Annotated in this window: 20 protein-coding genes; 15 read left to right on the top strand and 5 right to left on the bottom strand. The window is 66.7% G+C overall.

Translation table 11 applies throughout. The annotated features are described in order from the left end of the window. Positions 1-288 precede the first annotated feature (288 nt). Both E3T55_RS07180 and E3T55_RS20720 read left to right on the top strand, forming a co-directional pair. Positions 289-1,554 (top strand): coiled-coil domain-containing protein, encoded by a 1,266-nt coding sequence (locus tag E3T55_RS07180; protein WP_134518899.1) that lies wholly within the window; start codon positions 289-291, stop codon positions 1,552-1,554. Between the two features lie 322 nt (positions 1,555-1,876). Then, entirely contained in the window at positions 1,877-2,449 is a 573-nt protein-coding gene (locus tag E3T55_RS20720; RefSeq protein ID WP_241992925.1) for a 2-phosphosulfolactate phosphatase, read from the top strand. Positions 2,450-2,521: 72 nt separating this feature from the next. On the opposite strand, the gene E3T55_RS07170 is transcribed toward E3T55_RS20720, so the two are convergent. The 4 genes from E3T55_RS07170 to E3T55_RS07155 all read right to left on the bottom strand — a co-directional run bounded on the left by E3T55_RS07170 (position 2,522) and on the right by E3T55_RS07155 (position 5,924). After that, positions 2,522-3,016: a SprT-like domain-containing protein gene (locus tag E3T55_RS07170; protein WP_134518897.1), complete on the bottom strand. Its 495-nt coding sequence runs from the start codon at positions 3,014-3,016 to the stop codon at positions 2,522-2,524. Continuing rightward, the gene (locus E3T55_RS07165; protein ID WP_134518896.1) at positions 3,016-4,245 is read right to left on the bottom strand and encodes a PQQ-dependent sugar dehydrogenase; all 1,230 of its coding nucleotides are present in this window, start codon (positions 4,243-4,245) and stop codon (positions 3,016-3,018) included. The genes E3T55_RS07170 and E3T55_RS07165 overlap by 1 nt, the downstream gene beginning before the upstream one ends. A gap of 118 nt (positions 4,246-4,363) precedes the next feature. Then, the gene (locus E3T55_RS07160) at positions 4,364-4,909 is read right to left on the bottom strand and encodes a tetratricopeptide repeat protein (protein WP_241992924.1); all 546 of its coding nucleotides are present in this window, start codon (positions 4,907-4,909) and stop codon (positions 4,364-4,366) included. Positions 4,910-5,024: 115 nt separating this feature from the next. Next, positions 5,025-5,924, bottom strand: a complete 900-nt coding sequence (locus E3T55_RS07155) for a spermidine synthase (RefSeq protein WP_134518895.1) — start codon at positions 5,922-5,924, stop codon at positions 5,025-5,027. 293 nt (positions 5,925-6,217) lie between these two features. On the opposite strand from E3T55_RS07155, the gene rpoB reads away from it, so the two are divergent. Together rpoB and E3T55_RS07145 are read left to right on the top strand one after the other, a co-directional pair. Continuing rightward, complete coding sequence (gene rpoB, locus E3T55_RS07150) at positions 6,218-9,709, top strand: DNA-directed RNA polymerase subunit beta (protein ID WP_134518894.1); 3,492 nt, start codon at positions 6,218-6,220, stop codon at positions 9,707-9,709. A gap of 42 nt (positions 9,710-9,751) precedes the next feature. Continuing rightward, positions 9,752-13,672: a DNA-directed RNA polymerase subunit beta' gene (locus tag E3T55_RS07145; RefSeq protein ID WP_134518893.1), complete on the top strand. Its 3,921-nt coding sequence runs from the start codon at positions 9,752-9,754 to the stop codon at positions 13,670-13,672. Between the two features lie 385 nt (positions 13,673-14,057). Here E3T55_RS07145 and E3T55_RS07140 read toward each other — a convergent pair whose 3' ends face one another. After that, a complete protein-coding gene (locus E3T55_RS07140) occupies positions 14,058-14,705 on the bottom strand; it encodes an acetate uptake transporter (RefSeq protein WP_134518892.1) in 648 nt (215 codons plus the stop codon). 325 nt (positions 14,706-15,030) lie between these two features. Between E3T55_RS07140 and E3T55_RS07135 the strand changes: the two genes are divergently transcribed. The 11 genes from E3T55_RS07135 (at position 15,031) to E3T55_RS07085 (ending at position 25,463) form a co-directional block, all read left to right on the top strand. Next, the gene (locus tag E3T55_RS07135) at positions 15,031-16,701 is read left to right on the top strand and encodes a GspE/PulE family protein (RefSeq protein WP_134518891.1); all 1,671 of its coding nucleotides are present in this window, start codon (positions 15,031-15,033) and stop codon (positions 16,699-16,701) included. 64 nt (positions 16,702-16,765) lie between these two features. After that, positions 16,766-18,139 (top strand): type IV pilus twitching motility protein PilT, encoded by a 1,374-nt coding sequence (locus E3T55_RS07130; protein ID WP_134518890.1) that lies wholly within the window; start codon positions 16,766-16,768, stop codon positions 18,137-18,139. Continuing rightward, entirely contained in the window at positions 18,139-19,368 is a 1,230-nt protein-coding gene (locus E3T55_RS07125; protein WP_134518889.1) for a type II secretion system F family protein, read from the top strand. Before E3T55_RS07130 ends, E3T55_RS07125 begins: the two co-directional genes overlap by 1 nt. Before the next feature lie 9 nt (positions 19,369-19,377). Continuing rightward, on the top strand, positions 19,378-19,839 hold the full coding sequence (locus E3T55_RS07120; RefSeq protein WP_134518888.1) for a type IV pilus modification PilV family protein: 462 nt from the start codon (positions 19,378-19,380) through the stop codon (positions 19,837-19,839). Then, positions 19,836-20,420, top strand: a complete 585-nt coding sequence (locus tag E3T55_RS07115) for a hypothetical protein (protein ID WP_134518887.1) — start codon at positions 19,836-19,838, stop codon at positions 20,418-20,420. Before E3T55_RS07120 ends, E3T55_RS07115 begins: the two co-directional genes overlap by 4 nt. Next, positions 20,411-21,877 carry a hypothetical protein gene (locus E3T55_RS07110; RefSeq protein ID WP_134518886.1) on the top strand — a complete coding sequence of 489 codons (1,467 nt, stop codon included), beginning with the start codon at positions 20,411-20,413 and terminating at the stop codon, positions 21,875-21,877. The genes E3T55_RS07115 and E3T55_RS07110 overlap by 10 nt, the downstream gene beginning before the upstream one ends. Positions 21,878-22,020: 143 nt before the next feature. After that, positions 22,021-22,455: a type IV pilin protein gene (locus tag E3T55_RS21015; protein ID WP_134518885.1), complete on the top strand. Its 435-nt coding sequence runs from the start codon at positions 22,021-22,023 to the stop codon at positions 22,453-22,455. A 129-nt stretch (positions 22,456-22,584) separates the two neighbouring features. Beyond that, positions 22,585-22,983 carry a type IV pilus modification PilV family protein gene (locus E3T55_RS07100; protein WP_134518884.1) on the top strand — a complete coding sequence of 133 codons (399 nt, stop codon included), beginning with the start codon at positions 22,585-22,587 and terminating at the stop codon, positions 22,981-22,983. 40 nt (positions 22,984-23,023) lie between these two features. Beyond that, positions 23,024-24,097: a type IV pilus assembly protein PilM gene (pilM, locus tag E3T55_RS07095; RefSeq protein ID WP_134518883.1), complete on the top strand. Its 1,074-nt coding sequence runs from the start codon at positions 23,024-23,026 to the stop codon at positions 24,095-24,097. Then, entirely contained in the window at positions 24,094-24,762 is a 669-nt protein-coding gene (locus tag E3T55_RS07090) for a hypothetical protein (RefSeq protein WP_134518882.1), read from the top strand. The genes pilM and E3T55_RS07090 overlap by 4 nt, the downstream gene beginning before the upstream one ends. Before the next feature lie 2 nt (positions 24,763-24,764). After that, positions 24,765-25,463 carry a hypothetical protein gene (locus E3T55_RS07085; RefSeq protein ID WP_134518881.1) on the top strand — a complete coding sequence of 233 codons (699 nt, stop codon included), beginning with the start codon at positions 24,765-24,767 and terminating at the stop codon, positions 25,461-25,463. Positions 25,464-25,491: the final 28 nt, after the last annotated feature.

Here is a 25,491-nt window from a genome sequence, read left to right as displayed (position 1 = left end):
CGCGGGTCGGCAGGCCGGCTCGGCGCGGTGCGGCGCGGCGCGGCTCGGCCGGCCGGCCGGCGTGGCTAATTCAGGTAATCCGGGCGCGGCTGCCCGGGTTGCCGCGTGATTTCACACGAGCGGATGCCGACGGGGCACGGTTTTCCTGAATTGGCCACCGGGCTTGTCGATAAGTGTCAGCTGTGGGCTCGGGGCCGCGCTGCCCGGGCCTTGCTCGGTCGTGACTGACACCTATCGAGATGGTCCGCCCCGGCGACCCTGCAGCAGGCGTTGACTAGACTCGCGACCATGTCTGGCGCTTTTTGGTGGGTCCCCTCTGTCGTTGTACTCGCCGTCGTCGTGGCGGCAATCGTGTTCGTCGTGACGTTGCTTCGCCGACGCACCGCCGCTCTGCGCGGAGCCGAAACGGCTGCCGCCGCGGCGCTCGCCCGCGAAGCGGCGATCAGCCTCGTGCGCGCAGACGACCTCGTCGAGTCGAGCACCGACGAACTCGACTTCGCACTCGCCCAGTTCGGCGAACCCGCCACTCGTGAGTTCGCCGCCGCCCTCGCCGCCTCCCGCCGCCAACTGAGTGAGGCCTTCGCGCTGCAGCAGAAGCTCGATGACGCGGTGCCCGACTCTGCCGCGGAACGCGACCGCTGGAACCGGCAGATTCGCGCGCTCGCCGAGGAGGCCGGAGCACGCCTGGCCGATCAGGAGCGCGACTTCGACAGCAAACGGGGTGTCGAGCGGGAGGCTCCCCGCCGTCTCGAGCTGTTGCGCCGCCGCCTGGACCGCACCGCCGATCGCCTCTCGGGCGGCTCCGCCACCATCGACAGGCTTCGCCAGAGCTACGCCGAGCACGCTCTCGCTCCCATCAGTGGCAACGTTGAACGTGCGCGCGCCGCGCTCACCCGCGCCCAGCAGGCGGTCGGGGCCGCGGACATCCGTCTCGCGGAGGGTGCCGCCGAACCCGTCGGCGAGCAGTTGCGGGCCGCCGAACACGCGCTCTTTCAGGCCACCGGGTTGCTCGACGCGATCGAGGCCGGTGAAGACCAGCTCCACCGCGGCTTCGCGACGCTCGGCCAGGCGCTCACCGCCGTGACCGCCGAGCTCACGGAGGCCCGCACCCTGCGCGACGGCCACGAGGAGTCCGACACGAGCGCCGAACTCAACCGCGCGATCGCCGATGCCGCCGCGGTACTCGCCGAGCTGCGTGAACCGACCCGACTCAGCGACCCGGCCGTCGACCTCGCCCGGCTCGAGACGGCGCGCGACGGCCTGGACGTCATCCGCTCCGAGGCCCGCAACCGACAGCTGCGGCTGCAGAACGCGCGCACCGCCCTCGCGGGCGCACTGCTCACGGTGCGCAGCCAGCTCACCGTCACCCACGCCTACATCGGCGCCAATCGGGGACGCATAGGCGCCGCCGCCCGCACGCGCCTCGCCGAAGCCGAACGCCAGCTCGCCCTCGCGCTCGCGGAGGCCGACCCGGTCGTCGCCCTCGACACCGCCCGCCGCGCCATGACCCACGCGACGGATGCCGACGCCCTCGCCCACTACGAAGCCCGCTGACCCGACCCGCTGCCCCGACACGCTGCCCCGACTGAAGCGTGCCGAGCCCCGGATAGGTTGGTTGACGAGCCCGTCGATACACCCGCGCAGCGGCGCAGGTCCGGCGCAGCTCGGCGGGGAGTGTCGGGCGGGGTGGCGCAGCTCCCGCGTAGCGGCGCAGGACCCGCGCAGCTCGGCAGTGAGTGTCGGGCGGGGTGGCGCAGCTCCCGCGCAGCGGCGCAGGTCCCGCGCACGTCGGGGCGGGGGACTCAGTGGCGGGGGCGCCGCATCCGTCGCCGGTCGCAATGCCGCAGGATGCGGGCCGGGTCGTTACCCTGAGAGGGTGACCGAGACGCAAACCCCTGCCCCCACCCACCCCCAGCAGCCGTACCAGGTACGCCTCGACTGGGGCCTCGCGGGCTTTCAGGCCCTTGCTCCGCAAGCGGATGTCGTGATTCTCGTTGATGCGCTGCCCACCGTTGACGCCGGGTTCAGCCTGCCCACGCCCTTGGGGGAGCACCGTGTCATTGCCGCGAGCTTCGCCAACCGCACCGCGGTCGCCGAGTGGGTGCTGGCCCGCCAGACCGAGAAGGGCGACCGGTTCGCCGTCGCCGTGATCGCGGCCGGGGAGCGCCGGCTCGACGGAACGTTCCGGGTCGCCGTCGAGGATTCCCTCGCCGCCGGCGCGGTCGTCGATGCCCTGTCAACGCTCGGAATCGACCACTGCTCGCCAGAGGCGGCCGCGGCATCCGTCGCCTTCGGGGGGCTCACCCGGGCGGTACGGCATCTGGTCGGGGCGTCGGAAACCGGGCAGCTGCTCGGCGCGCAGGGACTCGGCGACGTCGTGCACGCGGCCAGTGGAATCGATACAGCGCGCGAGATTGCCGAGCTCACCGAGTTCGACTTTCCCGCCTGACGCCCAGCCCAGCCACGCCAGGCCCAGCCACGCCCGGCCACGCCAGGCCCGGCCACGCCCACCCCGGCCCGGCTACGGGCCGGCGGATGCCGCGGCCTGCCTGCGCATGGCGGGCGTGATATTGCGGCGGATCCACTGAATCAGGTACTCGCTGCGAAAGCCGCGAGCGCACAGCCCGCAGGCCAGCGGACGGGTGGGCTGCCGGTAGCGATAGTGCACGTGGCCGGTCGGGCAGGTACCGACCCAGGGCGCGAGCTCATCGGCGATCTCGCCGTCGTGGGTGCGCTTGCCGTCGTAGCCGAGGGCGAGGGCGACCTTCTTCCACTTCGGGCCGTGCCCGGCGCGCGGTCCGGCCAGGGCGTGCGCAACCTCGTGCAGCAAGATCTGGTGCACGTCGTCGTCGTCGTAGCGGGCCGCCAGGTAGCGCGACACCGTGATGCTCTTGCTGCTGAAGCTGCATAGCCCGGCGCGCTTCTTTGCGTTGTCGAAGCCGAAGCTCCAGCCGGGGTCGAGATGCAACACGATCAGGGCATCCGCCCACCGTCGCACCTGGTTGAGATCTGCCATCAGGGTGCCACCTCCACTTGGTAGAGCCGGTCATCGTCGGCCGTGGGATCTCCGCGGCCGTCCGTGTTGTTGCTGATGAACCACAGTGTGCCAGCAGGCCCCGACACTACGTCACGCAAACGGCCGTAACTGTTCACAAACCACTCGTCCACGGTGACTGTGGAGGGATCGTTCTCGGCCACCGTCGTCGCCACCGTGCGCAGGTCGATGCGCCACAGCCGGGCGCCGCGCAGGCCGGTCATGAACAGGGTGTCGTTGACGATGGCGATGCCGCTCGGGCTGGCCTCGCTCGTTTGCCACTGCTGCACCGGATCGATGAACGCCGGATCCGCCGTCGACCCCGCCACTCCCTCGACGACCGGCCAGCCATAGTTGCCGCCCGCCTCGATGCGGTTGAGTTCGTCCCAGGTGTTCTGCCCGAATTCGCTCGCCCACAGCGTGCCGGTCGAATCCCACGCGATGCCCTGCGGGTTGCGGTGCCCGTACGAGTACACGAGCGTGCCAAACGGATTCGACGCCGCGCCCGAGCCTGACGGCACCCCACCGGTCGGGGTCATCCGCAAAATCTTGCCGCCGAGGCTCTCGAGATCCTGCGCGTTATCGGTGTTTCCGGCGTCACCCGCGGTCGCGTAGAGCAGCCCGTCCGGGCCGAACGCGATGCGTCCGCCGTCGTGGTTTCCGGCCCGCGGGATGCCGGTGAGTACCGACTCGGGGGCGCCGAGGGCGAGGCTGCCGGGGGTGCCGAGCAGCGGCATCCGCTCGATGCGGTTGTCGGCTGCGGAGGTGAAGTAGGCGTAGACCCAGCCCGAGCCGCCCGAGGCGGCGGCGTCGGCGAGGAACGCGAGGCCGAGCAGGCCGCCCTCGCCGGAGGGGCGGGCATCCGGTACCGAACCAGCCTGCCGCAGGCTGCCGTCGGCGAGCAGTTCGCGCACGAGGGTGGTGTCGCGTTCGCTGATGAGGGCAGCGCCGCTCAGGGGGCCGCCGCCGGGCAGCCGCAGCACCGACCAGGGCGCCGCGAGCCCCGAGGCGATCACGACCGGATCACCGACCGGACTCACCGGCAGCGGCAGCTCGCCGGCCGGCGCCGCCACCGAGGGCGTGGGTCGGGGGGCGGCCGGGGTCGACGTGGCCGAGCTCGCCCGCGGTGCCGGCGACGATACCGTGCAGCCCCCGAGAACGATCGCGACGGTCGCGGCGAGCAGGCCCCAGGACAGAGACTTCGTGTTCACAGCGGCCTCACTCACTCAGCTCGACGTGGAGATGGGACTCCAGCATGCACCAGACCCCCGACACGGGATATCCCCCTCGGGACCGTTATAGCAGTGACCGGTGAAGGACCTGACGGCTCTAGATCGCGGAAGGCCGAGCGCGCTCGGCGATGAGGGCCTCGACGCTGACGACGGCCGCCAGTGCGCCCTCGAGAACGTCGGCGCTCGCGCCATCGTTCTCGCGCAGAAAGACGGCCGCGGTGAGGTCGACGAGGGCGGCGTCGAGATTGCCCTGGTCGAAGTAGACCTTGCCGCGGTTCTCGCGGGCGAACGCGGCCACCGCGCTCCACTCGTGGGCCTCACACTCCTGCACGCAGTGGGTCAGTTCCACGACGGCCTCGTCGAGCTTGCCCTGAAACTGCTGCACCTGCGCGCGACGGATGCGGCTGGCCGCCGCCTGCTCGCGATCTCCCGTGAATCGCGCCTGACGCACCGCCTCACTGGCGATCAGCCAGGCCTCGTCGAGGCGCCCGACCAGGCGCAGCAGGGTGACCTTCTCGTTGAGCGCCGACAGGCTGCGCAGGGCGCCGAGCTCGTCGAGGCGTGCGCCGGCGGCGGCGAGGTCGACAACATCGCGCAGCGTGGCGGCGTCGAAACCGGTGACGATGTTCGGGGAGGTGATCATATTCGGGGTGTTCAGGGTGTCGTCCTGTACGGCGGGCGACCGAAGCCGCGAAAGAAATGGGGATACTCCAGCGTAGCGCCGCGGTTGCGGCGCGCGCCGGAAGCAGGGCCAGGCGCTAATGCCCGATCTGAAAGACGGTGCGGCCGGGCAGCGGCGACTGGGTGCTCGTCGCATCCGTCGCCACGAGCGAACCGGCCATGAACTGCGCCAGTTCGGCGCCCTCGATCACCTTCGCCGGGTGCGGCCCGCCGGCCAGCAGCCGCGGAATCCAGGTGGTGTCGATGGGGGTATGGGCGGCGATGAAGACGATGTTGCCGAAGCGGCGGCCCTTCAGCACCTGGGTCTCGGCGAACCCGATCACGTACTCGAACACGGCGCTGAGCGTCGCGGCCTGCCCGCGGGCGAAGGCGAGTCCTGGCCCATCCGCTACGTTCACGGCGACCACGCCTCGCGGCGAGAGCAGCGGGGCCGTGAGGGCGAAGAACTCCCGGCTGGTGACGTGCGCCGGGGTGCGGGCGCCAGAGAAGATGTCGACCACCACGAGGTCGACGGTGCCGTGCAGCCCGGCGGGCAGCTTGGCGAGCACCTCGCGGGCGTCGCCGTGCCGCACCCGCAGCTGGGCGCGCTTGTCCCAGGGCAGCACGGAGCGCACGAGGTCGACCAGGTCGCTCTCGATCTCGACGACCTGCTGGCGGGAACCCGGCCGGGTCGCCTCCACATAGCGCGGCAGGGTGAGCGCGCCGGCGCCGAGGTGCACGGCGGTGATCGGCTCGTGCGGGTCGCCGAGCAGGTCGATCACGTGCCCGATGCGCTGGATGTACTCGAAGAACAGCTCATCGGGGTGGTCGATGTTCACGTGCGACTGCGGGGTGCCGTCGACGACGAGCTGGTAGCTGCCCGGGGTGAAGCGGTCCGGTTCGATGACCGCGGTGTGGCCGCTCAGTTTCAAGACGACCGACGGATGCTCCGCCTCGCCCGATTTCTTGGCAATCGGATTTTTGGAAACACTACTCATATCAACCATTCTCCCATCCGTCGGGAGGGGGGTTATACCTGAGAATCCGCACAAAGGCAAGAATTGAGTAGACAGCACGCTATAAGAGGCATATAGTTGATCCTTGCGCTCCCAGATAAACCTCTGCCTTCATATTGCGGTCGGCTTTGCGTGCCCAAGCCACCTTGCGGCATCTCTCTCCTGCTCGTCTCACACCCGCGAGGGTCTGTTGCACGTGCCAGCGTTCGAGAGTCTGTGGAGTTCTTCACCAATAACAGTAACTAGACCTGACGGGGTCCACGGAGGTTATTTCCTTGGCTGCTGCGCGCAACGCAACCACCAACTCACCCAAGAACGGCCGCTCAGCTGAGCGTCTCTCGTTCGCAAAGATCAGCGACAATCTCACAGTTCCCGACCTGCTTGCTCTGCAGACCGAGTCCTTTGACTGGCTCGTCGGCAACGACATCTGGAAGAAGCGCGTCGCTGAAGCCCAGAAGTCGGGTCGTCAGGACCTGCCCAGCCGTACCGGCCTGGACGAGATTTTCGAAGAGATCTCTCCGATCGAAGACCTCAGCGAAACGATGCAGCTGTCGTTCACCAATCCGGAGCTCGAGCCGGAAAAGTACACGATTGACGAGTGCAAGGAAAAGGGTAAGACCTACTCCGCACCGCTCTACGTGAACGCCGAGTTCATGAACCACCTCACCGGTGAAATCAAGACTCAGACCGTATTCATGGGCGACTTCCCGCTCATGACGCCCAAGGGTACCTTCGTGATCAACGGCACCGAGCGTGTCGTTGTCTCTCAGCTGGTGCGCTCGCCCGGTGTGTACTTCAACCGCGAGCAGGAGAAGACCTCCGACAAGGACATCTACTCCGCCCGCGTCATCCCGAGCCGTGGTGCCTGGCTTGAATTCGAGATCGACAAGCGCGACCAGGTTGGCGTGCGCATCGACCGCAAGCGCAAGCAGTCGGTCACCGTGTTCCTCAAGGCCCTCGGCCTGACGAGCGAGCAGATCCTCGAAGAGTTCAAGGGCTTCGCGTCCATCGAGCTCACCCTCGAGAAGGACAACATCCTCACGAAGGAAGAAGCCCTCAAGGACATCTACCGCAAGCTCCGCCCGGGCGAGCAGGTTGCCGCCGAGGCCGCGCGTGCGCTGCTGGATAACTTCTTCTTCAACTCCAAGCGCTACGACCTGGCCAAGGTTGGTCGTTACAAGATTAACCGCAAGCTCGGCCTCGAGGCCCCGCTCAGCGACTCCGTACTGACGCTCCAGGACATCCTGGCCACCATCAAGTACCTCGTCGCCCTGCACGCCAACGAGACCACCATTGCCGGCATGCGCGATGGCAAGAAGACCGACATCCGTATCGACACCGACGACATCGACCACTTCGGTAACCGTCGTATTCGTGCCGTGGGTGAGCTGATCCAGAACCAGGTTCGCACCGGTCTGTCCCGCATGGAGCGCGTCGTTCGCGAGCGCATGACCACGCAGGACATCGAAGCGATCACCCCGCAGACCCTGATCAACGTGCGGCCCGTCGTCGCTGCGATCAAGGAATTCTTCGGAACCAGCCAGCTGTCGCAGTTCATGGACCAGAACAACCCGCTCGCCGGACTGACGCACAAGCGTCGCCTGTCCGCGCTGGGCCCGGGTGGACTCTCCCGTGACCGCGCCGGCGTCGAGGTGCGAGACGTTCACCCCTCGCACTACGGTCGCATGTGCCCCATTGAGACCCCGGAAGGCCCGAACATCGGCCTGATCGGTTCGCTCGCCTCGTTCGCCCGCATCAACGCGTTCGGATTCATCGAGACGCCGTACCGCCGCGTGGTCAACAACAAGGTCACCGAAACGATCGACTACCTGACCGCGAGCGAAGAAGACGAGTTCATCGTCGCTCAGGCCAACGCGCCGCTCACCAAGGACTCGCACTTCGCCGAGGACCGCGTTCTCTCCCGCAAGAAGGGTGGAGAGGTTGACCTCTTCCCCGCGGAAGAGATCGGCTACATGGATGTGTCGCCGCGCCAGATGGTGTCGGTCGGAACGTCGCTCATCCCGTTCCTCGAGCACGACGATGCGAACCGTGCCCTCATGGGTGCCAACATGCAGCGTCAGGCGGTGCCGCTGCTGATCAGCGACAGCCCGCTCGTCGGAACCGGCATGGAGGTCTACACCGCCATTGACTCCGGTGACGTGCTCACCGCCGACAAGGCCGGTGTGGTTTCCGAGGTATCAGCGGATGTCGTCACCATCATGCTCGACGAGGGCGGCACGCAGGACTACTACCTGCGCAAGTTCAGCCGCTCCAACCAGGGCACGAGCTTCAACCACCGCGTGATCGTCAACGCCGGTGAGCGCATCGAGGTTGGCGAAGTCATCGCCGACGGTCCGGCAACGGACCAGGGCGAGGTCGCCCTCGGAAAGAACCTGCTCGTGGCATTCATGCCGTGGGAAGGCTACAACTTCGAGGACGCGATCATCCTGAGCCAGAACCTGGTGAAAGATGACACCCTCTCGTCGATCCACATCGAAGAGTACGAAGTGGATGCCCGCGACACCAAGCTGGGTAAGGAAGAGATCACTCGCGACCTTCCCAACGTGTCGCCGGACTTCCTCGCCGACCTCGACGAGCGTGGCATCATCCGCATCGGAGCCGAGGTTCGCCCCGGCGACATCCTCGTCGGCAAGGTCACGCCCAAGGGCGAGACCGAGCTTTCTGCCGAAGAGCGCCTGCTGCGCGCGATCTTCAACGAGAAGAGCCGCGAAGTTCGCGACACCTCGCTGAAGGTTCCCCACGGTGAGCGTGGCACCATCATCGGTGTCAAGGTCTTCGACTCGCAGGACGGCGACGACGAGCTCGGCTCGGGCGTCAACCAGCGTGTTGTCGTCTTCATCGCCCAGAAGCGCAAGATCACCGAGGGTGACAAGCTCGCCGGCCGTCACGGCAACAAGGGTGTTATTTCCCGCATCCTGCCGATCGAGGACATGCCGTTCCTCGCCGACGGAACCCCGGTCGACATCATCCTCAACCCGCTCGGTATCCCCGGTCGCATGAACTTCGGTCAGGTGCTCGAAACGCACCTCGGCTGGATTGCGAAGCAGGGCTGGAACGTCGAGGGCAAGCCGAAGTGGGCAGCTCGTCTGCCCGAGCAGGCCTTCAGCGCAGCGCCCGGCACCAAGGTCGCGACTCCGGTATTCGACGGCGCGCTCGAGATCGAGATCGAGGGACTCCTCGAGTCCACGACCCCGACCCGTGACGGCGAACGCCTCATCGGTTCCTCGGGCAAGACCCAGCTCTTCGACGGCCGCTCCGGCGAGCCGTTCCCGATGCCGGTGTCCGTGGGCTACATGTACATCCTCAAGCTCCACCACCTCGTCGACGACAAGATCCACGCTCGTTCGACCGGTCCGTACTCCATGATCACGCAGCAGCCGCTGGGTGGTAAGGCACAGTTCGGTGGACAGCGCTTTGGTGAGATGGAGGTGTGGGCGCTCGAAGCATACGGCGCCGCATACGCACTTCAGGAGCTCCTGACGATCAAGTCTGACGACATCCTCGGCCGCGTCAAGGTCTACGAGGCCATCGTCAAGGGCGAGAACATTCAGGAACCCGGCATCCCCGAGAGCTTCAAGGTTCTGATCAAGGAAATGCAGTCGCTGTGCCTGAACGTCGAGGTACTCGGAGCAGACGGCACCGCCGTCAGCCTGCGCGACACCGATGATGAGGTCTTCCGTGCAGCGGAAGAGCTCGGCATCAACATTTCCACGCGGTTTGAGTCGTCGTCCATCGACGACATCTAAGCCCGGTCCAGAGAAACTTCGAAAACTTTCCAAGGAGAGAAATTGCTCGACGTAACAACATTTGACGAGCTTCGTATTGGCCTGGCTACCGCAGACGACATCCGTCGTTGGTCGCACGGTGAGGTCAAGAAGCCCGAAACCATCAACTACCGCACGCTCAAGCCGGAAAAAGACGGCCTGTTCGGCGAGCAGATCTTCGGACCCTCGCGGGACTGGGAATGCTCATGCGGAAAGTACAAGCGTGTTCGCTTCAAAGGCATCGTCTGCGAGCGTTGCGGCGTAGAGGTCACCAAGTCGTCCGTGCGCCGCGAGCGCATGGGCCACATCGAGCTGGCCGCTCCCGTCACCCACATCTGGTACTTCAAGGGTGTGCCCTCGCGCCTCGGTTACCTGCTCGACATGGCTCCGAAGGACCTCGAAAAGGTCATCTACTTCGCCGCCTACATGGTCATCGAGGTTGACGAAGACGGTCGCCACCAGGACATGCCTGGCCTGGAGAACGAGCTGCGTCTGGAACTCAAGACCATTGAGACCAGCCGCGACTCGCGCATCGCCGACCGCCTGCAGCGCCTCGAAACCGACCTCGCAGCACTGGAGGCCGAAGGCGCCAAGAGCGACCAGAAGAAGCGCACGAAAGACGCCGCCGAGAAGGAAATGGGCCAGATTCGCAAGTCTCTGGACGAGCAGATCGCTCACCTCGAGCGTGTGTGGGAAGACTTCCGCACCCTCAAGGTCGGCGACCTGAAGCCCGAAGACTCCGTCTTCCACGAGCTTCAGGACCGTTTCGGCATGTACTTCGAGGCCTTCATGGGCGCCGAAGCCATCAAGAAGCGCCTTGAGGCCTTCGACCTCGTCACCGAGAGCGAAAACCTGCACCTGCAGATCGCCGAAGGCAAGGGTCAGAAGAAGATCCGCGCCATCAAGCGCCTGCGCGTCGTCAACGCGTTCATCATGACCGGCAACTCGCCGGCCGGAATGGTGCTCGACGTCGTTCCCGTGCTCCCGCCGGAACTGCGCCCGATGGTGCAGCTCGACGGTGGCCGTTTCGCGACCTCTGACCTCAACGACCTCTACCGTCGTGTGATCAACCGCAACAACCGTCTGCGTCGTCTGCTTGACCTCGGTGCCCCCGAGATCATCGTGAACAACGAGAAGCGGATGCTGCAGGAGGCCGTTGACGCACTGTTTGACAACGGTCGTCGTGGTCGCCCCGTCACGGGTACCGGTAACCGCGCCCTGAAGTCCCTGAGCGACATGCTCAAGGGAAAGCAGGGTCGTTTCCGCCAGAACCTGCTCGGCAAGCGCGTGGACTACTCCGGCCGTTCGGTCATCGTCGTCGGCCCGCAGCTCAAGCTGCACCAGTGTGGTCTGCCCAAGCAGATGGCACTCGAGCTGTTCAAGCCGTTCGTGATCAAGCGCCTGATCGACCTGAGCCACGCTCAGAACATCAAGGCCGCCAAGCGCATGGTCGAACGTTCACGCCCGCAGGTCTGGGACGTGCTCGAGGAGATCATCCGCGAGCGCCCGGTCATGCTCAACCGTGCACCCACCCTGCACCGCCTGGGCATCCAGGCCTTCGAGCCTCAGCTCGTCGAGGGTAAGGCCATCCAGCTGCACCCGCTCGTCTGCGCGGCGTTCAACGCCGACTTCGACGGTGACCAGATGGCTGTTCACCTTCCCCTCTCGGTTGAGGCCCAGGCCGAGGCACGCATCCTGATGCTCGCCTCGAACAACATCCTGAAGCCGTCCGACGGACGCCCGGTGACCCTGCCCACCCAGGACATGATCATCGGTCTGCACCACCTGACCACGATGAAGGAAGGCGTTGTCGGCGAAGGCCGCGCGTTCTCCACCGTGTCCGAAGCGATTCTCGCGTTCGACCAGAAGTCGCTCGACCTGAACGCCAAGGTACGCATCCGCTTGACCGACAAGTACTTCACCGAGGGCACTCAGCCCGAAGGCGTCGAACTGGTGGGCGGTCAGGCTGTCGGAACCGTGCTCGTCACCACGAGCCTCGGTCGCGCCATCTTCAACGAGGCGCTTCCGGTGGACTACCCGTACTTCGAGCAGGTTGCCGACAAGGGCACCATGTCGACGATCGTCAACGACCTCGCCGAGCGGTACGTCAAGATCGAGGTTGCTGCTACCCTCGACCGGATCAAGGATGCCGGTTTCTACTGGGCAACCCGATCCGGTGTGACCGTGGCGCTGAGCGACATCCTGACCCCGCCGAACAAGCCGCAGATCGTTGCCGGCTACGAGAAGCAGGCCGCCAAGGTTCAGTCGCAGTTCGAGAAGGGTCTCACGACCGACCTCGAGCGTCGTCAGGAGCTCATCCAGATCTGGACGCGCGCCACCGAAGACGTGGCCGCGGCCATGCAGGCGAACTTCCCGACCGACAACACGATCAACCGCATGGTGACGTCGGGTGCTCGTGGTAACTGGCTGCAGGTGCGTAACATCGCCGGCATGCGAGGCCTCGTGAACAACCCGAAGGGTGAGATCATCCCTCGCCCGATCATCTCGAGCTACCGCGAAGGCCTGTCCGTCGCCGAGTACTTCATTGCTACTCACGGTGCTCGTAAGGGACTGGCCGACACAGCGCTGCGTACCGCCGACTCGGGGTACCTCACCCGTCGTCTGGTGGACGTGTCTCAGGACGTCATCATTCGTGAAGACGACTGCGGTACGACCAAGGGTCTCGAACTGCCGATCGCGCAGCGCGACGCCAACGATGCCCTCGTGCTCGACGCGAACGGTGCCCTCACGGTGCACGCGAACGTCGAGAACGCGGTCTACGCCCGCAGCCTGGCCGCCCCCGCGGTCAACGCCGCAGGCGTGGTCGTCGCCGAAGCCGGCGACGACGTCGGAGACGTTCTCATCGCCAAGCTCATCGCTGCCGGTGTCGAGAACATCAAGGTTCGCTCGGTTCTGACCTGCGAGTCGACCGTCGGTGTGTGTGCGGTCTGCTACGGCCGTTCGCTCGCGACCGGCCAGCTCGTGGACATCGGAGAGGCCGTCGGCATCATCGCCGCACAGTCGATCGGTGAGCCCGGTACCCAGCTGACCATGCGTACCTTCCACACGGGTGGGTCGGCATCCGCTGACGACATCACCCAGGGTCTGCCGCGCGTGCAGGAGCTCTTCGAGGCGCGTACCCCCAAGGGTGCATCGCCGATCGTCGACTCCGCGGGTCGCATCACCATCGAAGACTCGGACAAGGGCCGCAAGGTTATCCTGACCCCCGACAACGGTGACGAAGCGATCGCGTACCCGGTGCTCAAGCGTTCGACCCTTCTCGTTGAGGATGGCCAGCACGTCGAGCTCGGCACGCAGATCATCATCGGCGCCGTCGACCCGAAGGAAGTTCTTCGAGTCAAGGGTGTTCGCGCGGTGCAGAAGCACCTCGTGACCGGTGTGCAGGACGTCTACCGTTCGCAGGGTGTGCCGATTCACGACAAGCACATCGAGGTCATCGTTCGTCAGATGCTTCGTAAGGTGACCGTCGTCGAGCACGGCGACACCGGACTGCTTCCGGGTGAGCTCGTTGACCGGTTGAAGTACAACGAACTCAACCGTGCTGCGCTCACCGAGGGCCGTAAGACGGCTTCGGCTCGTCAGGAGGTCATGGGTATCACCAAGGCATCCCTGGCGACCGAGTCCTGGCTGTCGGCCGCTTCCTTCCAGGAAACCACCCGGGTTCTCACCCAGGCGGCCATGGAGGGCAAGAGCGACCCGCTGATGGGCCTCAAGGAGAACGTCATCATCGGAAAGCTCATCCCGGCCGGAACCGGTCTTCCCCGTTACCGCGACGTCACCGTCGAGGCAACGGAAGAGGCCAAGGCCGAGCGCTACCCGAACCGCATCTTCACCGAGGATGCCGCGTTCAAGGAAGGCGACCTGAGCTTCGTCGATTTCGACAGCTTCTCGTCGGATGACCTGACGCCGGGTACGTACAACTAACCTCTAGCCTGGTTGGATAAAACGGATGGCCCCCCTGCTTCGGCAGGGGGGCCATCCGCTGTTTAATGCCCCAGCGGATGCCCGAAGACGCTCGCGGCACTCGTTGGGTTGGCGGGCACTCCGTGCACGAAGTGCCGCGTCGCCGGACGAGTGCCGCGAGCGGCACAGGCACGTCGAGGTGCTGACCTGTGCGGGTTGCTGGTAGTCGGGTCGGAGTCAGGGCGCCGATGCGGCATCCGATGCCGTCGCGCCGATCGGTACCATTCGACGGAAGTTGAGACGACACAACCCCCGCGTCAGGACCGAAGCGGGGGCTGTGGGTGCGAACTTCCGTCGAATGGTACGGGCGGGAGCTCGGGGTGGGGCGCGCGGGGTGGGGTACGGGTTAGGCGAGCGGCCAGACCGGGAGGGCGGGGTGCTTCCAGGTGGCGTTGATGACGGTGGCGGCGCTGCCGTACCAGGCGATCGCGGCCGTCGCGAGGCCGAGCCAGCCACCGAACTCGTGAATGGCGCTCACTCCCGTGAACGATCCGATCGCGAGCGCAATGAACGTCAGGGTCAGGGCCACGAAGAGTACGACGAGCACGCGGTTGGTCTTCAGTGCGGCGACGGTCATGAAGGCGGTGAAGATCGTCCAGGCCACGAGGAACGCGCCGACTCCGGCGCCGCCCGCGGCGAGGTGGGTTTCGGGGTGGGTGAGCAGCCACCAGAACGCGAGCCAGAAGGCGCCATAGGAGGTGAACGCGGTCGCGCCGAAGGTGTTGCCCTTCACGAACTCCCACATTCCGGCGAAGACCTGGGCGATTCCGCCGTAGAACAGGGCGAGACCGACGACGGCGGCGCCGGCGCCGGGGATGAGCCCGGTGTTGGAGAGGCTCAGCACGAACGTGGTGAGGGCGAAGGCGCCGAGGCCGAGGGCGCCGGGATCGGCGATGACGATGGCGGCGAGGCCGGAGGGGGCCGGCTGGACGCTGGTGGTGCTGGCGGGGTTCTTGGCCCGGGCTGAACCCGGGTTGGTGAGAATCGTCGTCATGGTGACACTCCTTTGTGTTGGCAGTTCACGTGAGACTTCGGGGCCCACTCGCGCGGTTCCCGCGAAACACGGCGGGATCCCACGACTCAGTGTCAGCGTTCCGGTCCTGTGTAGCTGAATCAGGGAAAGTATGGCAGCACAGTGGGACTCAGTGCCAACTCGACGTCTACGGCAACACACACAGCCCCGGTCCGGAATACTCGCGCTGGTGATCGCTCGTACCGCCAGCTATGCTCAACATCTACGCTGTGTCCCCCAAATGGGGCACGGCTGCAACCGGTACCTCCGCACGCGCGCACCAGGGCCCCGATCGAGGGAGGCCCGCGTGGCAACCCTGACCGAAATTCTGATTCTGCACGGCCTGTTGCCGATCGAGGCGCTCGACACCCTCATGGCCGGCGACCCGGCCGACGAGGGCGCCGTTCGACGCCTCGTGGACAGCGGCGTGATCAGCGAGGTGCAGTTCGCCAAGGCGCGTGCCGCGCAGGCCAACCTGCCGTTCGTCGAGCTGCTGGACTACCCGGTCGACCCGATCGCGCTGGCCATGGTCTCCCCGGTCGTCTGCCGCCGCCACGAGGTGCTGCCGATCGCGGTCACCGATGGCCGCCTCGTGCTCGCCATGGTCGACCCCGGCAACGTCTTTGCGCTCGACGATGTGCGCGAGGGTGCCCGCATGCGCGTCGCCCCCGTCGTCGCCGAGCGCGGCGACCTGCTCGCCGCGCTCGCCCGGTTTCACCGGGCCGACGACGAGCTCAGCAACCTCACGACCACCCTCGAAGAAGAGCACGCGCCGACTGAGCAGGAGCGCTCCATCGGCGATGATGCGGCGGATGACGCGGCCCCGATCGTGCGGTTCGTCAATCTGCTGGTCAGCCAGGCGATCCAGGACAAGGCCTCCGATATCCACATCGAACCGGGGGAGCACAGCCTGCGGGTGCGGTACCGCATCGACGGAGTTCTGCACGAGATGCCGAGCGCGCCGAAAAGCATCCAGAGCGGGGTGATCAGCCGCCTCAAGATCATGAGCGACATCGACATCGCCGAGCGGCGCAAACCACAGGACGGCCGCATGTCGGTCAGCCACGGCGGCCGCAAGATCGACCTGCGGGTCGCGACCCTGCCCACGGTCTGGGGCGAGAAGGTCGTGATGCGTATTCTCGACAACTCGACGACGAGTATGAACCTGCGCGACCTCAACCTGCTGGCGCACAACTTCGAGGCCTACAAGACCGCCTACTCCAAGCCCTACGGCATGATCCTCGTGACCGGGCCGACCGGATCGGGCAAGTCGACGACGCTCTACACGACCCTGAACTCGGTGTCCCGGCCGGAGATCAACGTGATCACCGTCGAAGACCCGGTCGAGTACCGCATGGCGGGCATCAACCAGGTGCAGGTGAACCCCAAGGCCGGGCTCACCTTCGCGAGTGCGCTGCGCTCGATTCTGCGCAGCGACCCCGACGTGGTGCTGCTCGGCGAGATTCGCGACCACGAGACCGCGCAGATCGCCATCGAGGCGGCCCTCACCGGCCACCTCGTGCTCAGCACCCTGCACACCAACAACGCGCCGAGCGCCATCACCCGGCTCACCGAGATGGGGATCGAGCCGTTCCTGGTGGGCTCCGCCCTCGACTGTGTGGTCGCCCAGCGCCTCGCCCGCCACCTCTGCGAGCGCTGCAAGGCCCCGGACGTGCGCAGCGCAGAAGAGCTCGCGCACCTGCGGTTTCCGGTGGATCCGCAGCATCCGTCGCCGATTCTGTTCAAACCGAACGGATGCGCCAACTGCTCGAACACGGGCTATCGCGGCCGCATCGCGGTGCACGAGGTGATGACCGTGAGCGAGGAGATCGAACGGCTCTGCGTGGCTCGCGCCTCGAGTGCCGAGATCAGCCGCGCGGCCCTCGACCAGGGCATGGTCGCGCTGCGTGACGACGGCTGGGCCAAGGTGCGCCTGGGCCTGACCTCGATCGAAGAGATCTTGCGCGTGGTGGCCTGATGCCGATGTCGAGGGGCAGCCGCACCAGCCGCACGAGCCGCACCACCGCGAAGGGACGACAGTCATGAGCCAGCCCATCTACGAGATTCCGGTCACCCCGCCCGGTGCCGCGGCCGAGACGTGGTCGCTCGACGACCTCGACTCTGGCACTACTGCGGGCACGGATCGCGAAGCGACCATAGCGCCACCGGCGGCTGCACCCGACGCGGCTGCCTTCTCGGCGGCCGAGTCGCCCGCCGAACCCGGTCAGTCTCGGCGGGCCGGCCGCTCGGCGGGCGGAACCGGAGGCGGCCTGCAGCCCGACGCCGACCTCGTCGCGGCCCTCATCGAGGTGCTCGACCTCGGCGCCTCCGACCTGCACGTGACCGTCGCCGCGCCGCCGTGCATCCGTCTCGATGGCGCCCTGCGCCCGATTGACGGTTCGACAAAATGGGAGCGCGACAAGGTCACGAGCGCCCTGTTCAGCATTCTCACGCCGGCGCAGCGCGAGGAGTTCGAGCGCGAACTCGAGCTCGACTTCGCGTACACGGCCGGCGGCGCCCGATTTCGGGTCAACTACTACCTGCAGCGCAACTCCGTCGGCGGTGCGTTTCGGCTGATTCCGCGCGAGATCAAGCCGCTCAAAGACCTGGGTGTGCCCGAGTCGGTCGCGGCCTTCGCGCAGCTGCCGCGCGGGCTCGTGCTCGTGACCGGGCCGACCGGGTCGGGCAAGTCCACGACCCTCGCGGCGTTGATCGACCTCGTCAATCGCACCAGGGCCGACCACATCGTGACCGTCGAGGACCCGATCGAGTTTCTGCACAAGCACCAGAAGTCCCTCGTGAACCAGCGCGAGGTGGGGCATGACACGCACAGTTTCGCATCCGCTTTGAAGCACGTGCTGCGGCAGGACCCGGACGTGATTTTGATCGGCGAGCTGCGCGACCTCGAGACGGTGTCGGTCGCGCTGACCGCCGCCGAGACCGGGCACCTCGTGTTCGCGACCCTGCACACCCAGGACGCGGCGCAGACGATTGACCGGGTGATCGACGTGTTTCCGCCCTACCAGCAGGCGCAGGTGCGGGCCCAGCTCGCCGCGACGCTGCAGGGCGTGATCTGCCAGACCCTCGTGAAAAAGGTCGGCGGCGGCCGGGTTGTGGCGACCGAAATTCTCATCACCACCTCCGCCGTCGCGAACCTCATTCGTGAGGGCAAGACCTACCAGATTCCCTCGTCGATGCAGGCCGGTCGCGGCCTCGGAATGCACACCATGGACCAAAACCTCGCCGAACTCGTCAACGCCGGCCTGATCACCCGCCAATCGGCCGAGGACAAGGCGCAAGACCTCGAGGGTCTGAACCAGCTGATTCGGCGAACGGATGCCGACCTTCCGCCCGGTTCGCCGTCGTCAGGCGCCGGCATCGACTTCGGGGACTCGTTCTCGACGCGGGGCAACTGATGTCCGGCACTCTCGCCTACGCGTACAAGGGCCGCGATATGGGCGGCAAGGTCGTGTCTGGTCGGCTCGATGCCGCCTCGGAGAGCGCGGCGATGATGCGACTGCGCGCGATGGGGCTGTCCCCGATCTCGATCAGTGAGGTGCAGGTCGGTACCGGGCTCAGCCGGGAGATTCGCATTCCCGGGCTCAGCAAGGGTGTCGGCCTCAAAGACCTCGCCGTGATGAGTCGACAGATGGCGACCATGACGAGCGCCGGGCTGTCGCTGCTGCGCACCCTGAACATCCTCTCTGAACAGACCGAAAACCGGCAGCTGGCCCGGGTGCTGACCACGATTCGCAACGAGGTCGAGACCGGGGCGTCGCTGTCGGAGGCGATGAGCAAGCACGACGTGGTGTTTCCGCCGATCATGATCAACCTCGTCAAGGCCGGCGAGACCGGCGGTTTTCTCGAGAATTCGCTCAACTCGGTGGCCGGCAACTTCGAGTCGGAGGTGAAGCTGCGTGACACCATCAAGTCGGCGCTCGCCTACCCCGTCGTGGTGCTGATCATGGCGGTGCTCGCCGTGATCGGCATGCTGATCTTCATCGTGCCGGTGTTCGAGAAGATGTTCTCCGGACTCGGCGGCGAGCTGCCGCTGCCCACCCAGGTGCTCGTCGTGATGTCCAAGATCATGGTGTGGGCGGGGCCGTTGCTCGTGGTGGTGGGCATCGTGTTCGCGATCTGGTGGAAGAAGAACAAGAACAGCGAACGGGTTCGGCGCATCGTCGACCCGTTCAAGCTGAAGCTGCCGGTGTTCGGGCCGCTCATGATGAAGCTCGCCATCGCCCGGTTCAGCCGCAACTTCTCGACCATGATCGGTGCCGGGGTGCCGATTCTGCAGTCCCTCGCGATCGTGGGCGAGACCAGCGGCAACTGGGTCGTCGAGTCGGCGCTGCGGAAGGTGCAGGAATCGGTGCGGCAGGGCAAGTCGATCGCTGGCCCGCTGTCGCGGGAGCCGATCTTTCCGGCGATGGTCGTGCAGATGATCGCGGTTGGTGAAGACGCCGGAGCGCTCGAACAGATGCTCGGCAAGGTCGCCGATTTCTACGACCAGGAGGTGCAGTCCACGACCGAGCAGCTGACCGCGCTCATCGAACCGCTCATGATCGCCTTCATCGGGGTCGTCATCGGCGGCATGATCGTGGCGCTGTATCTGCCCATGTTCAGCATCTTCGAGTACGTGAAATAGGGGTGAGCGATGCCCCACCACGGGCGGCCCCCACACCCCGCGGCCGGCGCTGAGAACGGCGCTGAGAACGGCGCTGAGAACGGCTTCGGTCTGATCGAAATCGTCATCTCCATGTTTCTGATCGCGGTGCTCGCGATAGCTTTTCTGCCGGTGCTCGTGCAGGCGGCGAAGATCGCCTCGGTCAATGCCGTGCGTGCATCGGCCACGCAGCTCGTCGTGCAGCAGCTCGAACAGATCGGAGCGTCGGGATCGAGCTGCTCGGCGGTCAAGGAGTTCGCGGCCGTGGTTCCGCTGCCGGTAGCGGATGCCCGGGGCGCCCTGCAGCCGCACCTCGCGCTCGATCTTGCCCCCACCGACGTCTGTGTCGAGCCCTACCTGCGGGTCGTGCCGCTGCGCATCTGGGTCACCCGTGTCGGATCCAGCGACGAACTCGCCTCCGCGAGCACCCTCATTCTGCTGGACGCGCCATGAGACGCGCCCTGAGACGCGCCCTGAAGCGATGCAGGGTCGAGGCGGGGTTCAGCCTCGTCGAGCTGCTGATCTACATGCTGTTCGCGGTCGTCATCCTGTCGATCGTCGGCGGCATGCTGATCAGTTCGCTGCGCATCGAGCGTGACGTTCGTTCCGCGTCGACGGCCACCAATATGGGCCAGCTGATCAGCCGTTCCGTGCAGGTCGGGGTGCGCAACGCCTCCTTCGTGTCGTTGCAGGACATCGACGACACCCAGCTGCTGCTGGCCCGCACCGCGGGAAGCGCGACCCCCGTCGTCTGGGCCTGTCAGGCCTGGTACTTCACGCCCGATGACGGCGGAGCGGTCTACACGAAGCGGATGTCGCCGGCCGCCCTGATCGCGCCGCCGACATCCGCCGCCCTGTCGTCGTGGATCAAACTCGGCGACGGCGTCAGCCCGACCGGCACGCCGGTCTTCGGCGGGGTGGACGGTCGCATCACCCTCGCGCTCACGATCGATGCGGGCGAGAGCCTGCCGGTCGGCATCAATTCCACCGCGACCATGCGAACCCTAGCCACCCGGAGCGACCCATGCGCCTGATGAACACCCGAGGGCCCCGCACCCGACGGCCCCGCACCCGACGGCCCCGCACCCGACGGCCCCGTGACGAGGGCAGCGCCCTGATGGCCGTCATCGCCGTGATGGCGGTCATGGTCGTCATCACCGTCACGGTCACCGGCGTGAGCTTCTACTCCCTCGGGCTCACGAGCGCGACCCGCGCCGGCGTGCAGTCGATCGCGGCGGCCGAGAGCGGCGTGAACGTGGCCGAGGTCAGCCTGACCCAGGGCGCCTGCCAGGCCCAGTACACCCGCGCGATGCCGGCCTTCACGGCCACCGTGTCGTACTCGCTCAGCACGACGGGCGAGGCCTGGGTGGCCGGCTGCCCGGCTGCGGGCGTGGCCGCCGTGCGCATCCGTGTGCTCTCGACCGGAACGGCCGTGTCGGCCGGCGTGGCAGGCAACACCGATGGCGACGCCACCACCGTCGAGGCGGTCTTCTCGTACGTGCCCGCGGTGCTGCCGGGGGTTCAGCCCACCGGCGCGGCCATGTATCTCTACGGCGGAGTCGTCTTCAAGAACAACGCCAACCTGCTCGTCGCCGAGAGCGGGCGCGCCGCCATTCAGGTCAAAAACGGCAGTATGGAGTGCGCGAACAATACCGTGATCGAGGGCGACGTGGTCGTCTCCAACGGCAATCTGAATATCAGCGGATGCGCCATCGAGGGCAACGCCTGGGCCTCGGGCGCGGCCACCCTTGGGCAGGTCACCGGCAACCTGACCTCGGCGACCGTCAACGTGAATGCTGCCACACTGCCGAGCCGGGTCGGCGGCGTCTATACGAAATACCTGACAAGCGCAGATATTCCTGCGGTGCCGGGCTGGGTAGATGTGGGCTACGTGCCCGGTGACTGGGTCGACAGCGCCGGCGTGCCGTACAAGGTGACGCCGATCGGCCTCAACTGCACGATCGATGCGGCCCGGCTCGCGGCCGCGGCCAACGGCACCAAGCCGGTGATCATCAACGCCCTGGCCCTGTGCCCGCTCGGCGTGAAGGCGACCGGCGACGTGAACCTCACCAACGACGTCGTGATCTTCGCCCAGAAGTTTGACTTCATCAACAACGTGCGCTTCAAGTCGTCCACGACCGCGCAGCACAAACTCTGGTTCGTCACACCCGACAACGTGGCGAACAACGCACCCACCTGCGGCCTGCTGCAGGGCGACTTCTCGATGAAGAACGGCTTCACGATCGCCCCGACCATTGACGCCATGCTCTACACGCCGTGCCGGCTCGAAGCCATGAACACCTTCGAGTGGCGCGGTCAGCTCTACGCCAATGGAGCCAACGACTTCAAGAACAACACCCGCTTCGAGTCGGTGGCGCTGGGGCTGCCCGGTATCAATCTCGACACGGGCACCGTGACGGGCGGTTCGGCCGGTTCGGCCGCGCAGATGGGCGATCTCACGTCGCTGCGGGACCTGCTCGACGCCGGCTGACGGGCTCGGGGCGGCCCCCCGCAAGATGGGGCGGAAAAGTTTACGAGAAACCCCCCATTGGGGGGCGAAGAAACGTATGATCAGCGTGAGCGACCCGACGCCGTTCCCAGCTTCACACAGCGCACCACAAGGACTGGATTGACATGTTCACACGTATCACGGGGGCGCTCTTACGCAAACAGCGTGTTCTTGCCGAGAAGCGCGAACGCCTGCGCCTGAATCCGGATGAGAAGGGATTCACCCTCATCGAGCTGCTCGTTGTGGTGCTGATCATCGGCGTTCTTGCCGCGGTCGCCATCCCGATCTTTCTGAGCCAGCAGGACGGCGCGAAAGACAGCGCCGTGTCGGCCGCAATCACGAGCGCGAAGACGGCCGTCATCGCCGAATTCACGTCGACCGGAGTATTCCCGACGACAATCGACGGGCTCGAGGGCTACACGGCGAGCGACGACATCACGGTGGCCCTCAGCGGCACAGACGAGACCGACTTCGTCATCACCGGAACCTGGACCGAAGACGCGGTTCCCGCCGATCACGAGTGGACCATCGACGGAGACGGCGCCGCCGTTCAGAGTTAGCCGGATTCAGCCGGTACCGGGCCGGCCGGGCGCCCCGGGGGCGTCCGGCCGGCCGTTCCGCCCCGACTCACGTCTCACAACTCACAGCTCACAACCACAACCCACCGGATCCCATGAGGGGGTGCGCTCGTGCAGAAGACCGAGACCACCGAATCAGGATTCGGCCTGATCGAGATCGTGGTGTCCATGTTTCTGCTCGGCCTGCTCGCGGTCGCCTTTCTGCCGCTGATCGTGCAGTCCATGCAGGTCTCCGTTGTCAACGCGAGCATCGCCACGGCGACCCAGTTGGTGAGCGAACAGATCGAACAGGCCAGGGCTCAGGGCACCGTGTGCTCGGCGCTTCCCGCTTCGGACAGTGCGACCAGCAGCATCGACAGCACCCTGACCGTGCAGCGTGTGCGCGGGGTCTGCCCGGCCGCGCCGGCCGGATACCCCGGCGTCGTGACGTTTCGGGTGAGCGTCGTGCAGGCGGGATCCTCGACCCCGCTCGCCGAGGCATCCACCCTCATCTTTGTGAGTGCCCCGTGACGACGACCGCGACGCAGCCCGCGGGCGAACGAGGAGACGAATGAGCACGAGTGTGGTCGGCATCGATATCGGCTTCGGTTCGGTGCGCGCGGTGGAGGTCAGCGAGGCCGGATCGGCCAGGCCCACCATTCAGCGTTACCACGAAGAGCGGCTGCCGGCCGGGGCCGTGAGCCGCGGGGAGGTGCTCGAACCGGCGACCGTCGCATCCGCTTTGAAACGCCTGTGGTCTGCCGGCGGGTTCAAGAGCCGCGACGTGGTGCTCGGAATGGGCAACCATCGCGTGGTCGCGCGCGACCTCACCGTGCCGAAAATGTCGATGAAACGCATTCGCGAATCGTTGCCGTTTCAGGTGCAAGACCTGCTGTCGGTGCCGGTCGCCGAGGCCCTGCTCGACTTCTACCCGATCATCGAGCTGCCCGGTGAGCCAGAGACCGGGCCGCAGGTGAGCGGGCTGCTGATCGCGGCGGTCAAAGACGTCGTGCTCGCCAACGTGAAGGCCGTGCAGCTCGCCGGACTGACGCCGGTCGAGGTCGACCTGATTCCGTTCGCGCTGAGCCGGGCGATTCATCGCGGCGCGGCGACGGATGACGTGATCGTACAGATCGACGTCGGTGCCGGAACGACGAGTGTGCTCATCACCGCGGCGGGCATTCCGCAATTCGTGCGGCTGATTCCGGCCGGCGGCGACGATGTGACGCAGGCGCTCATGGTGCGATTGGCGCTCGAAGCCCAGCCGGCCGACGCGCTCAAGCTCACGCTCGGGCTCGAGCCGGGCGCAGGCGAACTGGAGAGCGGGCGTGACGCCGAGACCCTGGCGGCGCAGACGCTCGTGCACGACGTGACGACCGAGCTGCTCAACAGCCTGCGCAACACGGTCAACTACTTCACCAATACCCGGCACACCCTGACCGTGACCCGCATCGTGCTCACCGGTGGTGGGGCCCGCCTGCTCGGATTTCGGCAGGCACTTGCCGGGCTGACGCGGCTGCCGGTGGAGGCTCCCGACCCGGTGGGGGCGGTGCACCTGGCCCGCGGCCTTAACGTCGAGGGTCTGCAGCAGTCGGGGGGCAGCTACCTGGTGGCCCTGGGGCTGGCGCTCGGGAGCAAGGGATGAGCCGCGCATCCGTCGTCGATGAACTGATCATCGGCGGCGAGCCACGGGCCGACCTGCTGCCGCCGGAGGTGAAGGCCGGACTGCGCGGCAAGGCACTGCAGCGCGGGCTGCTGATCGCCGTCGTCGCGGTCGTGGTGCTCGTCGCCGGGGGCGTCGGGGTGGCGACCTGGCAGGCGATGCAGGGGCAGTCGCGCCTGGCCGCCGCCCAGAGCCGCACCGCCGAGCTGCTCACCGAACAGGTCCAGTACCTCGAGGTGCGTCAGGTGCAAGACGCCGTCGACGCGACCATCGCCGCGCAGCAGGTGGGCGGCTCGACCGAAATCGACTGGAAGGACTACCTGCAGCGGGTGCGGGAGGTGCTGCCGAGTGACGTCACCATCGACTCCGTCACGTTCGACGCGGCGACTCCGCTGGCCCCCTACGACCAGGCGATCGCGCCGCTGCAGCAGGCCAGGGTCGCGACGCTGACCCTGCTGGTGACGAGTCCCACCCTGCCGGGGGTGCCCGATTGGCTGCGCGACCTCAGCGCACTGCCGGGGTACGCCGACGGCACTCCCGGCGCCATCACCCAAACCGACACCGGCGCCTTTCAGGTGAGCGTGACCCTGCACATCAACGAACAGGCGTACTCCGGGCGCTTCGCCGACGCCGCTGGGAGCGAGTAGTCATGGACCGCAATCGCATCTGGATGTTCGGCGCCGCCCTGGTCATGGGCGTCACGCTCGTGCTGGGCTGGCTGCTCGGCATCTCCCCGAAGCTGACCGAGGTGAGCGCGGCACGCGCCGAGCGCGTCGCCGTCGAGGCGCAAAACGAGGTCTACGAATTGCAGCTCGACGCCCTGCAGAACGACTTTGAAGACATCGACGGCGTGCAGCGTGAACTGGCCGAGCTGCGCACCTCGGTGCCGACCGGCGCGCAGCTGCCCGATTTCGTGGCCGAGGTCTCGGCGCTCGCCGCCGAGAACGGCCTGTCGCTGTCGGCGATGACCGTGAGCGACGCCGAGCCCTACGAGCCGCTCGTCGTGGTCGCGCCCGTTGCCGAGGCCGTGCCGGCGACGGATGCCGCGGCATCCGTTCCCGTGGCTGCCGCGCCCCCCGAGGTGCCGACGGCGGTGCCCCCAGTCACGAGCGACCTCGTGACCGCCGCGAACTTCGTCTCGGTGCCGGTCACGATCACCCTGGTCGGCGAATACGACCGAGTACTCGACTTTCTCGACGGTCTGCGCCTGGGCGAGCGCCTCGTCAGCGTCAGCGCCGTGAGCACGACGGCCGTCGAGGGTGGCACCACCGACTCGCCCGCCGCCGCCGGGGTGACGGCCGCGATCAGCGCCCTCATCTTCGTGCTGCGCGACCCCGAAGCCGGCTGACCCGGCGCGCTGCCGCCCCGGCGCTGCT

Origin of the sequence: Cryobacterium frigoriphilum (assembly GCF_004403305.1) — a bacterium.
Lineage (GTDB): Bacteria > Actinomycetota > Actinomycetes > Actinomycetales > Microbacteriaceae > Cryobacterium > Cryobacterium frigoriphilum.
Note: the sequence above shows the minus strand (reverse complement) of the source record. Positions and strands in the feature narration are given on the sequence as shown.

Coding starts and splice junctions, on each gene's coding strand:
- E3T55_RS07130 (WP_134518890.1), top strand. CDS start 16,766: ATGAGCCAGCCCATCTACGAGATTCCGGTCACCCCGCCCGGTGCCGCG.
- E3T55_RS07180 (WP_134518899.1), top strand. CDS start 289: ATGTCTGGCGCTTTTTGGTGGGTCCCCTCTGTCGTTGTACTCGCCGTC.
- E3T55_RS07115 (WP_134518887.1), top strand. CDS start 19,836: ATGAGACGCGCCCTGAGACGCGCCCTGAAGCGATGCAGGGTCGAGGCG.
- E3T55_RS07085 (WP_134518881.1), top strand. CDS start 24,765: ATGGACCGCAATCGCATCTGGATGTTCGGCGCCGCCCTGGTCATGGGC.
- E3T55_RS07140 (WP_134518892.1), bottom strand. CDS start 14,705: ATGACGACGATTCTCACCAACCCGGGTTCAGCCCGGGCCAAGAACCCC.
- E3T55_RS07090 (WP_134518882.1), top strand. CDS start 24,094: ATGAGCCGCGCATCCGTCGTCGATGAACTGATCATCGGCGGCGAGCCA.
- E3T55_RS21015 (WP_134518885.1), top strand. CDS start 22,021: ATGTTCACACGTATCACGGGGGCGCTCTTACGCAAACAGCGTGTTCTT.
- E3T55_RS07170 (WP_134518897.1), bottom strand. CDS start 3,016: ATGGCAGATCTCAACCAGGTGCGACGGTGGGCGGATGCCCTGATCGTG.
- E3T55_RS07155 (WP_134518895.1), bottom strand. CDS start 5,924: ATGAGTAGTGTTTCCAAAAATCCGATTGCCAAGAAATCGGGCGAGGCG.
- E3T55_RS07120 (WP_134518888.1), top strand. CDS start 19,378: ATGCCCCACCACGGGCGGCCCCCACACCCCGCGGCCGGCGCTGAGAAC.
- pilM (WP_134518883.1), top strand. CDS start 23,024: ATGAGCACGAGTGTGGTCGGCATCGATATCGGCTTCGGTTCGGTGCGC.
- E3T55_RS07160 (WP_241992924.1), bottom strand. CDS start 4,909: ATGATCACCTCCCCGAACATCGTCACCGGTTTCGACGCCGCCACGCTG.
- E3T55_RS07125 (WP_134518889.1), top strand. CDS start 18,139: ATGTCCGGCACTCTCGCCTACGCGTACAAGGGCCGCGATATGGGCGGC.
- E3T55_RS07110 (WP_134518886.1), top strand. CDS start 20,411: ATGCGCCTGATGAACACCCGAGGGCCCCGCACCCGACGGCCCCGCACC.